General features: G+C 36.1%; 11 protein-coding genes and 1 pseudogene. 3 read left to right on the forward strand and 9 right to left on the reverse strand.

What is annotated here, in order from left to right; genetic code table 11:
- Positions 1 to 46: 46 nt before the first annotated feature.
- The 4 genes from CER22_RS15210 to CER22_RS15225 form a co-directional block, all read right to left on the reverse strand.
- Positions 47 to 292 (reverse strand): hypothetical protein, encoded by a 246-nt coding sequence (locus tag CER22_RS15210; RefSeq protein ID WP_088609025.1) that lies wholly within the window; start codon positions 290 to 292, stop codon positions 47 to 49.
- A gap of 150 nt (positions 293 to 442) precedes the next feature.
- Positions 443 to 877 carry a hypothetical protein gene (locus CER22_RS15215; protein WP_087982676.1) on the reverse strand — a complete coding sequence of 145 codons (435 nt, stop codon included), beginning with the start codon at positions 875 to 877 and terminating at the stop codon, positions 443 to 445.
- Positions 878 to 962: 85 nt separating this feature from the next.
- Positions 963 to 1,934, reverse strand: a complete 972-nt coding sequence (locus tag CER22_RS15220) for an MBL fold metallo-hydrolase (protein ID WP_088609026.1) — start codon at positions 1,932 to 1,934, stop codon at positions 963 to 965.
- 96 nt (positions 1,935 to 2,030) lie between these two features.
- Complete coding sequence (locus tag CER22_RS15225; RefSeq protein WP_088609027.1) at positions 2,031 to 2,240, reverse strand: DUF3925 family protein; 210 nt, start codon at positions 2,238 to 2,240, stop codon at positions 2,031 to 2,033.
- 224 nt (positions 2,241 to 2,464) lie between these two features.
- On the opposite strand from CER22_RS15225, the gene bsaA reads away from it, so the two are divergent.
- Complete coding sequence (gene bsaA / locus CER22_RS15230; protein WP_088609028.1) at positions 2,465 to 2,947, forward strand: glutathione peroxidase; 483 nt, start codon at positions 2,465 to 2,467, stop codon at positions 2,945 to 2,947.
- A gap of 82 nt (positions 2,948 to 3,029) precedes the next feature.
- Here bsaA and CER22_RS15235 read toward each other — a convergent pair whose 3' ends face one another.
- From CER22_RS15235 to CER22_RS15255, 5 genes and pseudogenes are all read right to left on the reverse strand, one after another.
- Entirely contained in the window at positions 3,030 to 5,258 is a 2,229-nt protein-coding gene (locus CER22_RS15235) for a transglutaminase TgpA family protein (protein ID WP_088609029.1), read from the reverse strand.
- On the reverse strand, positions 5,255 to 6,469 hold the full coding sequence (locus CER22_RS15240) for a DUF58 domain-containing protein (protein WP_088609030.1): 1,215 nt from the start codon (positions 6,467 to 6,469) through the stop codon (positions 5,255 to 5,257). The genes CER22_RS15235 and CER22_RS15240 overlap by 4 nt, the downstream gene beginning before the upstream one ends.
- On the reverse strand, positions 6,469 to 7,431 hold the full coding sequence (locus tag CER22_RS15245) for an AAA family ATPase (protein ID WP_046953636.1): 963 nt from the start codon (positions 7,429 to 7,431) through the stop codon (positions 6,469 to 6,471). The genes CER22_RS15240 and CER22_RS15245 overlap by 1 nt, the downstream gene beginning before the upstream one ends.
- 405 nt (positions 7,432 to 7,836) lie before the next feature.
- Positions 7,837 to 8,177, reverse strand: a pseudogene (locus tag CER22_RS15250) (hypothetical protein).
- A 99-nt stretch (positions 8,178 to 8,276) separates the two neighbouring features.
- Positions 8,277 to 8,777: a hypothetical protein gene (locus tag CER22_RS15255; protein WP_088609031.1), complete on the reverse strand. Its 501-nt coding sequence runs from the start codon at positions 8,775 to 8,777 to the stop codon at positions 8,277 to 8,279.
- A gap of 476 nt (positions 8,778 to 9,253) precedes the next feature.
- Here CER22_RS15255 and CER22_RS15260 point away from each other — a divergent pair, with 476 nt between their 5' ends.
- Both CER22_RS15260 and narH read left to right on the forward strand, forming a co-directional pair.
- The gene (locus tag CER22_RS15260; protein ID WP_088609032.1) at positions 9,254 to 12,937 is read left to right on the forward strand and encodes a nitrate reductase subunit alpha; all 3,684 of its coding nucleotides are present in this window, start codon (positions 9,254 to 9,256) and stop codon (positions 12,935 to 12,937) included.
- Complete coding sequence (gene narH, locus CER22_RS15265; protein ID WP_088063156.1) at positions 12,927 to 14,402, forward strand: nitrate reductase subunit beta; 1,476 nt, start codon at positions 12,927 to 12,929, stop codon at positions 14,400 to 14,402. Before CER22_RS15260 ends, narH begins: the two co-directional genes overlap by 11 nt.

Genomic DNA, 14,402 nt, shown 5'->3' on the forward strand with positions numbered 1-14,402 from the left:
AGCTCAAAGCCTAAGCTGAGAGCTTTTTTATTGAAACGTAAAATTATTAACCACCTATTCCTTTTGCTAGCGATAAGAAATATACAAATACTAGTATTACTGCATTTAATGCTGTACCAACTATTCCGAATAACCAATTCTTTGATGTGATTGCAAAAATAATACCGAGTAATGAAAGTATAGCTAGAATCACAATAATTAAAGTTAAATTTGCATTAGGTCCTCTTAAAATAAAGAAAGAACATATACTTGCAAGAAACGTTAGAAACGAGAAAGCACCTAATTTATACATAATAAGTCTCCTCTGGATAAAATGCATTGTGATCTAAATACAACCAATTTAATTTTAACATAATTCCCCTTTTTGTTTATATCGGCTTTTACAAGTAATATCAGATTTATAAACAAACTGACCTAATTAGCAACACTTAAAAAATGGTTATCAATTATATTTTTTCATATTTGTAGTATCTTTTTGTATAAAACAATCTAAAAAAGAATAGCCAGCTATTAAACTTATTATCGTAACAAAAGTAGTATTTATAAGAATAATATTAGTTAAATAAGGCAGGTATGCACCAACTGGTGAAAAGAGTAGAGCTGGAGAAAAGGAAATGAATAGCGTAGGCACAGTAATAGCGATAAATTTATCCGGTTGAAAGCGCCAGTTTTGTTTACTTGTTTCGCGATTAATGGATTGAAGGAATCGTAATAAAATGCCAACTATAAGAGGGAAGAGTGTAAAGTAGAATAATCTTGGATAAACGTTAAAATTCACCTGCGCATCTGTATCTAAATAAAATTGAATTTTCACTCCGACAAATAATAATAAGACGATAAATAAGGTAAAGCAGAGGTATAGCATTACTTTTTGCATTGTATTCCACCATCCTTTACTCAAAATATATTCAAAAAAAGAAGAGATATACAATAACTACTGTTGTATATCTCTTCTTTTACGGTTATTTAATAGTGGAGTTTGCTTTTTCTTGCTTCGTGAAATAATCTATAATGCCCATCGCGCTAATTTCTATATCTAGATGTAAAATGTTATAAACAGAATGATCTGATGGAACGTTTAACTTTGTAAGATGAGAAGAGATCTTATCCATTAATACAGTGTGTAAAGCTTTAGTCGCTTCATCGAAATCATTATACTGTTCAAAGACTTCTTTACCAGTATGAACAAAAATAGGTAGCCAATGTTCCAGTTGGTTATATACTTCTGTAACATTGGATGATGCACCGTAATGGCCGAAATAAATAGTATCTACATTCATACTTTGAATATGATTTTTAGAAGCAATCATCGCATCTGGTTGGAATTGTGAAGGGGACGTTGATGGTAAATATAGTTCTACACCAAGGTCTGCGAGTTCTCTATAGTAAATTCCTATTGTATCGCCAGTAAAAATGCCGTTTGTTAATGAATCGTGAATGCTAGTATGGTGCTTAGCATGTCCCGGTGTATCGTAAAATGTAAGTGTACGGTCTGCGGCAATTTTTAACGTATCACCATTTTGTACAATATGAACACGTTCTTCTTCTATAGGAAGAATTGGATCAAATAGTTTATCGAAATCTTCTTTGTATACAGCTTTTGCGCCTAAAATGAGTTTTGTTGGATCAATCATATGACGAGCACCGCGAGAATGCACATATAAAGTAGCGTTTGGGCATTTTTCCATCATTAAACCAGCAGCACCGGCGTGATCTAAATGAACATGTGTAACGATAATGTTTTTAACTTCGTTTAAATCAATATGTAATTGTTGTAAGCCGTCTAAAATATACGGAATAGAAGGGGCTGCACAAGTTTCAATTAAAGTAATATCGTCACCTACTAAAACGTACGTACCTGTTCGTTCATTATGTTGTAAATCAAAATCATCAATAAGATATAGGTGAGAAGATAATTGCTCTACTTTTTTCATCATTACCACTCCTTATTTACTATATGTTTCTATTATACGCTAAAATAGAAAAAAGGCAGAAAACGAAAGCTCGTCTTCTGCCTTTTTAAAGTGTTATTATTTCGTTTGTTCTTTATTGATAGACATAAGAAACAGTCCAACTATGCCACCAACGATTGGAAGCATAATTTCTCCTGCTAAATTAAAGTAGGAGCTTAAAAATAAACCATTTACATCGATTACCCAGCCAATCACATACAATAACATCATATATAGTACGAAATAAAACTCGCGATTTGAAATCGTTTCATGTTGTGCAGTTTTCATAATGAACACCATCCTTTTCTTTTATAATGGAATATAAACTGTCACATTTTGTTCACAATTTAATTGTAAAACTTTCCATCATAAAAGTCTAGTAGTTTGTGTCGAATTTTCGAACAGAAATAAAGCGCTATCATATTGGGGTGTAAGTACGTAATAAGAGCTGTATATTCATGAATGTAGTATAGTATAAACATAGAATGATAGTGAAGAGAGGGGTAAGGAAAATGACAGTTTATGATTTTTCAGCTAAAACGATAACAGGAGAAGATAAATCGTTAAAAGATTACGAAGGAAAAGCACTTCTTATTGTAAATGTAGCTAGCAAATGTGGTTTTACACCACAATATAAAGGATTACAAGAAGTATATGATAAATATAAAGACCAAGGACTAGAAGTACTCGGTTTCCCTTGTAACCAATTTGGAGGACAAGAACCAGGTACAGAAGCAGATATTACTAGTTTTTGTGAATTAAACTATGGTGTGAATTTCCCGATGTTTGCAAAGATTGATGTGAAAGGTGATAAAGCTCATCCTCTGTATACATACATGACAGAGCAAGCGCCAGGTTTACTCGGTATGAAAGCAGTGAAATGGAACTTTACTAAGTTTTTAATCGGAAAAGACGGGAAAGTAGTAGGGCGTTTTGCGCCGCAGACGAAGCCGGTGGATTTAGAGGTTGAGATTGAGAAGGTACTTGGAGAATAACTAGAAGTTTCACTTTATTAAAAAAGCCTCAAAGAACAATGTAGTTCTTTGAGGCTTTTTCTATCAATTCACAGTATCAAGATTAAATCGCTGAATGGAAGTCATTTGATTTAGGCGGAGAGGCTGCTTTTTTCATAAGAATTTCCCATAAGTGTACGGATTTCTTCCATTCTGCTACGGCCTGTCCCTTTTGATACATAGCGTTCTCATAACTGAAAGTAAGTTGTTGCATATCGGCCGAGTTGTAAAGTGTATCGATGTGGAGAGCATATTCTCGGAATGTTTGACTTTCCTCACGTGGTATACCAATTCGGCCAAATTGTTTTAAAAGTGCATCGTAAGCTTTGCTATAAACAGCATCATCTTTTCGGTATTTGTAGAAAAGAATAATAAAAAATGTAATCCATTTCATTCTATTAGCGAAGAGAATGTATCCGATGATACTAATTAGTATCGTAGAGAGGAATACGTACCACCAAGAAAGTCCATTTTTAGAATTTGTAAGCTTTTTAGTAGGAGCGTCTTCTGTATCTTCAATTAAACTTTTGAGCTTTGCTTCATTGTTTCTTTGGTGCATTTGCGCATTTTGAGACTTAGTTTCTTCGCTATTTTGTAAAGTAGGAGCAGGAGTATTATTTGTGAAATTATAGGGATTGGTAAATCCTTTTGTTGGTTCGAATGGAATCCATCCGTATCCTGGGAAATATACTTCGACCCAAGAGTGTGCGTTATCGTTCGCGATTTTATATACATCCTCACCTTCTGAACCAACTAGTGTGTTATCAAGAGTTCCTTCTGTATAACCTTTTACCCATCGAGCAGGAATCCCAGCAGAACGAAGTAACACAATCATAGATGTCGAAAAATTATTACAGTAGCCGCTTTTTGTATCAAAAAGGAATTGATCAACATAATCTTGATTTTTGGCAGGGAACAACACATTCATTGTTTCATATACGAAAGAATGGTCGGTGAAGTAATTTTCAATAGCTAATACTTTATCATATCGGTTGTCTTTATCATTTGTTAGATTAACAGCTAAGTCTCTTACTCGCTGCGGTAATGATTCGGGAAGTTGCGTGTACTTTGTCATGAAATAAGGATTTGTTTCTTGGCCTTCATTCGTGTTTACAGCTTTCAATTTTTCTATGGAAAACTCCGGGATCTCATACGTTACTTTATATGAATTTAAAGTAGTAGAGGAGTCTCCGTGCATCGTATAGATTTTTTCTGAAAAGGGGTCAACGCTGTATGATATATCTGAAGAAGCCTCAACTGATACTAATCCTGCTGGATAGGTAAGGTGTGGATAACTTTTTTTCATGGTGATTGTTGCCTCAGTGGCCTCCGTTTTTGTATTTTGTTCGTACCAGCTCACGACGTCGTTTTTATTTTTAAAAGAAACCTTTTTTTGATTTTCAGAAACTTCCCAGCCTTTTCCTGTATAAAAATCTTTCGTTTCGACTCTCCAATATTGTTTGTTTTGCGTTTGTGCTGTGAAAACAATTGTAGGATCCGTCTTAAAAGGACCGCCTAATCGCGAATCATCTAAACCATACCCAATTTTAGAAACATCTTGTTTTTTACTTGCTTCGGATGTGTTGAATTTTAAAAAATCCATTGGGTTTGGCCATTGAGGGCCAAATTTTGGAGCAAAGTATGCGATAGTTGCTGACAATACAATAAATATTGTAAGAGGTTTAAGTAATTTTGAGATTTCTCTAGCATAATTTTGTAAGTGTTCCATCTCTTTTATTCGTTCTATGCGGAGAAGACTAAGCATAAAAAAGCCGATGACAACAGTACGAATAATAGCGTAGTTTGCATGACATAAATGTAAGTTATGAAAAACGGTGATATAAATAATAGTCAATATAAGAAATAACAGCCCACGTTTTTTATGAATCATCCAAAAAGAGATGAAAGCACTCAAAAACCAAAAGGATAAAAAAAATAAAAGTGTTGGAAAAACTGGAGAAACCTCTAGCAAATTCCCCTGAAATAACAAGGAGGCATTTCGAGAAATATCAGTAAAAAATTTCATTAGCCAAGATGGATTTATAATAGCGTTTTTATAATATAAGAAATGAATGATGAATAAAATCGTGACGATCTTTATTGGAATCTGCCATTTTATTTGAAAAAAAGAGAGAGTGAAGCAAATCCCTATAAATATTACGAAAACATCTAATCTACCTACGTTTGTAATACCTACGAGGGGCCTTAGCCATTCTAGTAAAAGTAGAAATGCGCATGCATGCATGAAAAATCTAGTCATATCCCATTGTTTTTTTGCCTGTAATGTTATCATTTGCTCACCTCAAAAAACACGTTTGTATACTGGTTTCCATAAACCACATTTACAAATATTTGTCGTTTTTGTAGAGTTTCTAGAATACTGAGTTCTCGGTGTGAGAGTTGATTTGCTTTTTCTTTTACGACAAACACCATTAATTTTCTGTTTTTTATAGCAGCAAAGTCAGCCGCCTTTTGAATATCGGGAGAAAGATCGCTTATCACGAGTATAATCGTGACGGGCTCATAAATTTTTCTTAATTCCATTTCTACACTCCGGGAGAGCGGGAATACACTATCTGCTTGTACCTTCGCTAAATGACAAAAGATTTGATGTAACTGACTATCTCCATTGTCTAAAGGGAAAAAAGTTCGTTCTTTTCCGACAGATACGAATGACGCCGGTGAATTTTGCTTCAAGACAGACCTGACAATAGAGGCAGTAAATGTGACGACTGATTCGAATAGAGGGGATGGGGTTCTGTCCATGAATATCATAATATTATGGCTGCGCTGTTGTTCAAACTCTTTCGTCATAATGTTGTTTGTTCGTGCAGTTGCTTTCCAATCAATCCACGAAAAGCGATCACCAGGTTTATATTCCCTGACACCGACAGAAATGGTAGAGTCTTTTACTAAATTTATATTTGCTGAAAGTGCTCCTTGTTCGAAATGATTTTCCATTTGTCGATATGTTATATCTACATACTGAGGGTAGACTAAAAATGTATCTGGAACTGAAAAAGTTACTTCTTTCTCCATCATACCGAATAGATCGCCAGTTTTGACACGTACGCTTGAAAAAGAGTGCTCTCCTCTAGGGATTGTGTCAATTGCATATTGAAACGAAATATTTCGTTTCAATCCTGGAAAGAGTATTACTTTATTCATATTCGTTTGTTTACAATTTGTAAATTGTGATGGCAGTTCATCTTCTATAATTAAATAAAGTAAGGGAAAAGGGAAACTTCTTTTTATTGTAATCGTACTTAAAAATGGTTCTCCTGCTACATATTCGTCTTGATTTGTTCTTCGTTTTACCTCGGCGTTCCGTAAAGCAAAGAAGGGAAGCAATAGTGAATAAAGGCCAATAGGAATCGCACTGTAAAACAAAAACCAACTTACAAATCCTCCTTGAAGCATAGCGTATACAAATGTTAAGACTAGGCATAACGGAATGAGTGATAACTTAGTAAAATGATAGAGTGCTCGTAGTATCCGTTTCATCAAAGGTTCATCTTCCTTTGAGTAGGTACGGTAGTTCGCGCAACGATTTTTGCGATAACTTGTTCTCCTGTTATTCCTTCAAATTTTGCCTCCATTTTTAGAATGAGTCTGTGAGCTAACACGTAGGGAGCTAAAAATTTAACATCGTCTGGAATAACATAATTTCTGCCATGGATGAATGCATAAGCTTGTGAAGCTTTCATTAAAGCAATCGAGCCACGTGGACTTGCACCTAGTTGAATAGAACTATAAGAACGAGTCTGACTAACAAGCTTTACAATGTAATGCTTGATTGCTTTGTCCATGCTTATTTCCCGTACGCTCTGTTGTAAATAAAGTAATTCTTCTATTGTTGTAATAGCTTGTAAATGGGAGAGGGGATTTGTTTTTTCCATCCTGTTTAAAATTTCAAATTCTTCTTCTTGTGTAGGATATCCCATTTTTAGTTTCAATAAGAAACGATCGAGCTGTGCTTCTGGTAAAGGATATGTTCCCTCATATTCGACCGGATTTTGGGTAGCCATTACAAAGAACGGTTTTGGTAACGGTCTTGTCATGCCATCTATTGTAATATTGCCTTCTTCCATACTTTCAAGTAAGGCAGATTGTGTTTTTGGAGATGTACGATTAATTTCATCAGCAAGTATAAAATTCCCCATGATTGGTCCAGGCTTGAACTCAAATTGGAGCTCTTTCGGATTATAAATAGAAACACCTGTAACATCTGACGGCAGTAAATCAGGTGTGAATTGAATGCGCTTGTAATCAGCATCAATTGATTTAGAAAGTGCACGTACTAACATTGTTTTCCCAACGCCAGGCACATCTTCTAATAGTACATGACCTTCTGCTAAGAGAGCTGTCAAAGCTAAGATCGTTTCTTTTCGCTTTCCGACCATTAACTTTTCAATATTGTTAATTATTTTTTCTATAATGGGATGTAATGAGTCAAGCTGGTGCATCGTAATCCTCCTAATTTTATTATCGTTTTCTAATCTATTTAGTGAAAAATAGAATGTATCCGTCTAATTGCGGGCAGTAAAGATTCTATCTTTAATTCTGAGAATATTCAGATTATTTATCGCGATTACATCTAGTATAATTGTTTCCGTAACTTAGGGCAATATGGTAAATAATGATTTCTCGTTTTATGTGAAATACGTTTTGATATAGAATAGTATCGTCGGTAAAAGTAGAAGAGGGGAAGGAAGGGAAAGATTGACCTCAATGAGCAAAATAAATAGCGTAGGAAACCCTACGCGTAAAGTTTGGAACATATATTAATACGCCTTGTGATTAAAATGTATATGAATAAAATAAAGTCGGCTTCACATGAAGAGGCCATCTATTTAAATTATTACACTCCTTTATTTTTTATCTTTTTTATATTCTTTTCGTTTATTTAACCAAATATGAATCAATTCTACCAATTCCATTGTTTCAATCTCACAATATTCTCCTTTACCATCTTCGGCTAAATTGTCTAACACAGTAGTTGTGTCGTTCCGGATTTCTAAACCGCAAATGTTGCCATTTACTACTACATAATTTTTTCTCCGTTTAAAACACTATGTAATTCTTCTAAAATCCAATCTCGAAAAGCTGAAACTTCAATTCCTAAAAAAGTTTCAACAAGTTTTATTTCTTGAGGAAGTCTCATAACTAAATCACTACTGTTAAGTACTTCAAAACTATATGGATATTTCATGACTATTTTACTCTTTTATTTCTGGCTTTAGTGACTCTATTTACTTCTCTATTAAGGTAATAAATTCTTATACTATCATTACTCTTGTCTTACTTACATTTATAGTAAAAGTAGATTGTTATTAAACTTATTTATCCAATATCTCTCTGATGTAGGTATGAGTTCAGTGAAATCTTCATATGTACCTATCCAATCTTTTGGTACATAGTTTTCGTATGATGCCGGTTCTGGAAACATTGAATATAGTATTTTATTATCAAAGTTAATTAATAAGACGGGACTATAATCTAATAGATCTTCTCCTGCATTCTTCCTTTTAATATTTTCAAGTAGTAAATAATTTAATTCTTCTTTAGTTGTTTTATATTGATTAATCCTTACTAAAAATACTTCTACATTTTCATGATCTAATACTTTTATTCCATTTCTTTCTCCCGTTTCATCATTATCTTCAATGCTTATACCTAAATTTTTATATGCATTATCTAATTTATTATAATCTAAAAACCATAGTTCTTTATCTGTTACATACCACCTAAACTCATTTTTATATATGACGGCTACTATAATGTTTTCTGCATAAAGCGGTTCTAATATCATAATCTACTCCTTTTATTATTATCTTAATATCCTGCCATTCTGGTGTATTCTTCTCTTCATTCAATCCAAGTTGCTGGCAAATCATATGGATTTCCTGGCGTTTTTGGTTCAACTATTTTCAGGATACTTACCCTTAGTATGGTGGATTGAAAGTATTGTATTTTCATTTATAAACTTATCTTACGATTTAGGCAAATCAAATTTAACTATTCCCAAATTACTTCCGCTATTATATAAGAAATTTTTTGCACGCTCATTTTAATCTGTACTACATCTTAAACTTTGCTAGAAGCAAGGAAGTAATTTAACAGTCAGTGAAGGATGTGAACCCTCCACAACGATTAGATTTTCACTTTTTTATATTTGTTCCGGAATTTTTGACAATCTCTTGAACTGTGCGAAATGTCACATCTGTATTTTACAACCTCTCTTATAGTAAGGGTATGGAAGAGAGACGTATTAAAGGAGTGAACAGTATGAAGAAGAAACCTTCAGCACTAATGAGACGTTTAAAATATTTTTCACCAATAGATCGTTATAACGATAATCATACACAAGAAACATATGAAGATCGTGAATGGGAGAATGTGTACAGAAAGCGTTGGCAGCATGATAAAGTAATTCGTTCTACACACGGCGTGAACTGTACTGGCTCATGTAGTTGGAATATTTATGTGAAAGATGGAATTGTAACTTGGGAAGGGCAGGAGCTTAACTATCCGACTACAGGTCCTGATATGCCTGATTTTGAACCGCGAGGATGTCCGCGTGGAGCAAGTTTTTCTTGGTATATTTACAGTCCACTTCGTGTGAAATATCCGTATGTACGTGGTGTTCTTTGGAATATGTGGCAAGAAGAATTACAAAATAACGAGTCACCACTAGACGCTTGGAAAAGCATTGTGGAAAACTCTGAGAAGGCACGTACGTATAAGCAGGCGCGTGGTAAAGGGGGATTCATTCGTGCGAATTGGGATGAAGTGTTACAACTCGTTTCTGCTTCATTACTATACACAGTAATGAAATACGGTCCAGACCGAAATGTTGGTTTTTCACCAATTCCAGCTATGTCGATGTTAAGTCATGCAGCTGGTAGTCGCTTTATGCAACTTATGGGTGGACCGATGCTTAGTTTCTATGATTGGTATGCAGATTTACCACCAGCTTCTCCTCAAATTTGGGGCGATCAAACAGATGTACCAGAAAGTAGTGACTGGTATAACTCTGGTTACATTATGACATGGGGTTCAAATGTACCGATGACGAGAACACCAGATGCACACTTTTTAGCGGAGGTTCGATATAAAGGAACGAAAGTCGTTTCTGTCAGTCCTGACTTCGCTGAATCTACAAAGTTTGCGGATGATTGGATTAGTGTGAAACAAGGTACAGATGGTGCGCTTGCGATGGCAATGGGGCACGTAATCTTACAAGAATTTTACGTAGATAATCAAGTGGAATACTTCACAAAGTATGCGAAACAATATACTGATTTTCCTTTCTTCGTCACATTGAAACAAAAAGGGGATCAATTCGTTGCTGATCGTTTTTTAAATGCTTCTGATATTGGACGCGAAACGAAGTTAGGGGAATGGAAACCTGTACTTTGGAACGAGAATACGAATGATTTTGCAACACCGCACGGCACAATGGGGTCACGTTGGGATAATGAAAAGAAATGGAACTTACGTTTAGAAGATGAAGAAACAGGTGAAAAGATTGATCCACGTCTTTCTTTACTTGGAATGGAGGATAGTGTTCAAACTGTACAAATTCCGTACTTCTCTGATGATGGAAACAAAGTATTAGAACGAACAATTCCAGTGAAAAAGGTTATGACAGAAGAAGGTGAAGTGTTCGTTACAACTGTATACGACTTAACGTTAGCAAATTACGGTGTGAACCGAGGACTTGGCGGACAAGAGCCGAAAGACTTCAATGATGACGTACCGTTTACACCTGCATGGCAAGAGAAAATGACAGGAGTAAAACGTGAGCTTATTATTCAAATCGCTCGTGAGTTCGCACAAAATGCTGTTGATACGAACGGTCGCTCAATGATTATTGTCGGAGCTGGTATTAACCATTGGTTTAACTCTGATACGATTTATCGCGCAGTTTTAAATCTTGTACTTCTCGTCGGAGCGCAAGGTGTAAACGGCGGTGGTTGGGCGCATTACGTTGGTCAAGAAAAATTACGACCAGCGGAAGGATGGCAAACAATCGCGATGGCAAAAGATTGGCAAGGGCCACCAAAATTACAAAACGGTACATCTTTCTTCTATTTCGTAACAGATCAATGGCGCTATGAAGATACACCAGTGGGACATTTAGCATCACCAGTGGAAGGCAACTCTCGTTATCAACATCACGGTGATTACAATGTATTAGCGGCACGACTTGGCTGGTTGCCTTCGTATCCGACATTCGAGAAAAATGGGATTGAATTATATAAAGAAGCTGTTGCTGCTGGTGCAACAACGCAAGAAGAAATCGGGAAATACGTTGCACAAAAATTAAAAGAAAAAGAACTGAAATTTGCGATTGAAGATCCAGATAATAAAAATAACTACCCGCGCAACTTATTCGTATGGCGTGCAAACTTAATTTCAAGTTCTGGTAAAGGACATGAATATTTCTTAAAACATTTGTTAGGTACGACAAACGGATTAATGAATGACGATAGTGATTCGTTACGACCAGAAGAAATTAAGTGGCATGAAGAAGCACCAGAAGGGAAGTTAGATTTACTCATTAATTTAGATTTCCGTATGGCTGGAACAGCACTTTATTCTGATATCGTCTTACCTGCTTCAACTTGGTATGAAAAGCATGATTTAAGTAGTACAGATATGCATCCATTTGTACATCCATTTAATCCAGCAATCGGTTCGCCGTGGGAAGCGCGCTCTGACTGGGACATTTTCACTTCTCTTTCTAAAGCTGTGTCTGATTTAGCGAAGAAAATCGATCTTGAACCAATGAAAGAAGTTGTTGCAACACCACTTCTTCACGATACACCACAAGAATTAGCGCAACCACTTGGCAAGATTAGAGATTGGAGCAAAGGTGAGTGTGAACCGATCCCAGGTAAAACGATGCCACAAATTCATGTTGTCGAAAGGGATTATAAAACGATTTATGACAAAATGACTGCGCTAGGACCAAATACTGGAAAACAGCCAATTGGTACGAAAGGGATTTCTTGGTCTGCGGAAAAAGAATATGAGCAATTAAAGAGCCGATTAGGAGTCGTTCGAACGGATTCTATTGCGAAAGGTTGCCCAGACATAAAAGAAGCAATTAATGCTGCTGAAGCGGTATTAACACTTTCTTCTACAACAAACGGTCATATGGCTGTAAAAGCATGGGAAGCACTTGAAAAACAAACGGATTTAAAACTACGTGATTTAGCAGAAGAACGTGAAGAAGAATGCTTCACATTCGAACAAATTACAGCGCAGCCGAAAACAGTAATTACTTCTCCAGCATTTACAGGTTCAGAAAAAGGTGGACGCCGTTATTCACCATTTACTACAAATGTGGAACGTCTCATTCCTTGGAGAACAATCACTGGACGACAATCTTTCTATTTAGATCATGACATGATGAAAGAATTTGGTGAAACGATGGCAACATTTAAACCAATTCTGCAACATAAACCGTTCCGTAAATCACGGCCTGAAGTAGAAGGAAAAGAGATTACATTGAATTATTTAACACCGCATAATAAGTGGTCGATTCATAGTATGTACTTCGATTCATTACCGATGTTAACGCTGTTTAGAGGTGGTCCAACTGTTTGGATGAATAAAGAGGACGCTGCAGAAGCTGGCGTTGCAGATAATGATTGGATCGAGTGCTTTAACCGTAACGGTGTTGTTGTAGCGCGTGCTGTTGTAACGCACCGTATACCGAGAGGAATGGCATTTATGCATCATGCGCAAGATCGTCACATTAACGTGCCTGGTACGAAATTAACAAGCACCCGCGGGGGAACGCATAATAGTCCAACCCGTATTCATGTGAAACCGACACATATGATTGGTGGATATGGCCAATTAAGCTACGGATTTAACTATTATGGTCCAACAGGGAACCAGCGTGACTTAAACGTTGTAATTCGCAAACTGAAGGAGGTAGATTGGCTTGAAGATTAAAGCACAAGTCGGAATGGTAATGAATCTAGATAAATGCATTGGCTGCCATACTTGTAGTGTAACGTGCAAAAACACCTGGACAAATCGTCCAGGTGCTGAATATATGTATTTCAATAACGTAGAAACGAAACCTGGTATTGGTTATCCAAAGCAATGGGAAGATCAGGAGAAATATAAAGGTGGCTGGGAATTGAAAAATGGTGAAATTCAGCTGAAATCTGGTTCGAAAATGAAGCGCCTTATGAATATTTTCCACAATCCAGATCAACCAACAATTGATGATTACTTTGAACCTTGGAACTATGATTATGAAACGTTAACAAATAGTCCTCAGCGTAAGCATCAGCCAGTTGCTCGTCCGAAATCAGCAATTACGGGTGAATTTATCGACAAAATTGAATGGGGTCCAAACTGGGAAGATGATTTAGCTGGTGGACATATAACAGGATTACAAGATCCGAACGTAAAGAAAATGGAAGAAGAAATTAAAACAGATTTTGAAAATGTCTTTATGATGTATTTACCACGCATATGCGAACATTGTATGAATCCATCTTGCGTATCTTCTTGTCCATCTGGTGCGATGTATAAACGTGAAGAAGATGGGATTGTTCTTGTAGATCAAAATGCATGTCGTGCATGGAGATTTTGTGTATCTTCTTGTCCGTATAAAAAAGTGTATTTTAACTGGCAAACGAATAAAGCTGAAAAATGCACAATGTGTTTCCCACGTATTGAAGCGGGTATGCCAACAATATGTTCGGAAACATGTGTAGGACGTATTCGATATATTGGGGTAATGCTATATGACGCTGATAAAGTAAAAGAAGCGGCGTCTGTTGAAGATGAAAAAGATTTATATGAATCTCAACTTACTGTTTTCCTAGATCCAAATGATCCAGAAGTAGCAGCTGAAGCGAAAAAACAAGGGATTCCTGAAGAATGGATTAAAGCGGCACAACAGTCGCCAATCTATAAAATGATTATCGATTGGAAAATTGCTCTACCTCTTCATCCAGAGTATCGTACAATGCCAATGGTTTGGTATATCCCGCCGCTTAGCCCAATTATGAACATGGTGGAGGGGAAAGGTAGTAACTGGCAAGCAGAAGAGATTTTCCCTGCTATTGATAATATGCGTATTCCAATTCAATATTTAGCGAATTTACTCACTGCAGGAGATGAATCACATATTCGTCTTACGTTGAAAAAAATGGCTGTTATGCGAACGCATATGAGAGCATTGCAAATTAATAAAGAACCAAATGAAGCGGTATTAAAAGAACTCGGCTTAACGAAACAGGATGTAGAAGATATGTATCGTCTTCTTGCTATCGCGAAATATAAAGATCGCTTCGTCATTCCGGCCACTCATCGCGAGCAAGTTGCAGATTTATATAACGAACAAGGGAGCTGTGGTTTATCTTTCGCAGGTGGCCCAGGCTCTTGCACGACAATTTCTTAA

Source organism: Bacillus sp. K2I17 (assembly GCF_002209985.1).
Lineage (GTDB): Bacteria > Bacillota > Bacilli > Bacillales > Bacillaceae_G > Bacillus_A > Bacillus_A wiedmannii.

Bases quoted from the DNA above. Each gene is read 5' to 3' on its own strand.
- CER22_RS15235 (WP_088609029.1), bottom strand. From the start codon at position 5,258: ATGATAACATTACAGGCAAAAAAACAATGGGATATGACTAGATTTTTC.
- CER22_RS15260 (WP_088609032.1), top strand. From the start codon at position 9,254: ATGAAGAAGAAACCTTCAGCACTAATGAGACGTTTAAAATATTTTTCA.
- bsaA (WP_088609028.1), top strand. From the start codon at position 2,465: ATGACAGTTTATGATTTTTCAGCTAAAACGATAACAGGAGAAGATAAA.
- CER22_RS15225 (WP_088609027.1), bottom strand. From the start codon at position 2,240: ATGAAAACTGCACAACATGAAACGATTTCAAATCGCGAGTTTTATTTC.
- CER22_RS15215 (WP_087982676.1), bottom strand. From the start codon at position 877: ATGCAAAAAGTAATGCTATACCTCTGCTTTACCTTATTTATCGTCTTA.
- CER22_RS15210 (WP_088609025.1), bottom strand. From the start codon at position 292: ATGTATAAATTAGGTGCTTTCTCGTTTCTAACGTTTCTTGCAAGTATA.
- CER22_RS15240 (WP_088609030.1), bottom strand. From the start codon at position 6,469: ATGAAACGGATACTACGAGCACTCTATCATTTTACTAAGTTATCACTC.
- CER22_RS15220 (WP_088609026.1), bottom strand. From the start codon at position 1,934: ATGAAAAAAGTAGAGCAATTATCTTCTCACCTATATCTTATTGATGAT.
- CER22_RS15255 (WP_088609031.1), bottom strand. From the start codon at position 8,777: ATGATATTAGAACCGCTTTATGCAGAAAACATTATAGTAGCCGTCATA.
- CER22_RS15245 (WP_046953636.1), bottom strand. From the start codon at position 7,431: ATGCACCAGCTTGACTCATTACATCCCATTATAGAAAAAATAATTAAC.